The 764-nt window shown below is 50.3% G+C and carries 1 protein-coding gene; it reads left to right on the forward strand.

Going from position 1 to position 764, the window contains the following annotated elements; translation table 11 throughout:
• Nucleotides 1-764: ATP-binding protein (locus tag KIV40_RS27505; protein ID WP_285352381.1), on the forward strand; the 764-nt coding region annotated here is incomplete at both ends.

Here is a 764-nt window from a genome sequence, read left to right on the forward strand (position 1 = left end):
ACGGTGAGCAAGCGGCTTTGGTTGGACAAGGGGAGCATAAGTCCGCCCAAACACTGCTCGAGGTGTGCGGCTACCTCTGTGGTCAAAGTACACTGGATTTAAATGATGTCTCTGAGCCTCGATCTCAAAAGCACATGACTCGAGACCTGCAAGATATTATTGGTCAGCAGCAAGGCAAACGAGCGTTAGAGATCGCGGCGGCTGGCAATCATAACTTACTGTTTTTAGGTCCACCCGGCACGGGCAAGACCATGCTCGCTTCACGCCTTTGTGACTTACTGCCTGAGATGAGTGATGACGAAGCGATGGAAACGGCTTCTGTTGCGTCACTCACTCAGCAAGAGATTAATCAATACAACTGGAAGCAGCGTCCATTTCGTTCCCCGCATCATTCAAGCTCGATGGCGGCACTGGTGGGTGGAGGCTCTGTGCCAAGGCCAGGAGAAATATCATTGGCGCATAATGGGCTGTTGTTTCTTGATGAAATGCCCGAGTTTGAAAGGAAAGTGCTCGATTCATTGCGAGAGCCTTTGGAGTCTGGAGAGATCATCATCTCACGGGCTGCGGGCAAAACCCGTTTTCCTGCTCGCTTTCAATTGGTGGGGGCGCTAAACCCAAGCCCGACGGGATATTACGAAGGCAATCAAGCCCGTGCTAATCCACAGATTATCTTACGTTATTTGAATCGATTGTCTGGTCCTTTATTAGACCGCTTCGATATGTCATTAGAGATCCCTCTACTTCCCAAAGGGATGCTTGCAGAA

The organism is Vibrio sp. D173a (assembly GCF_030248475.1).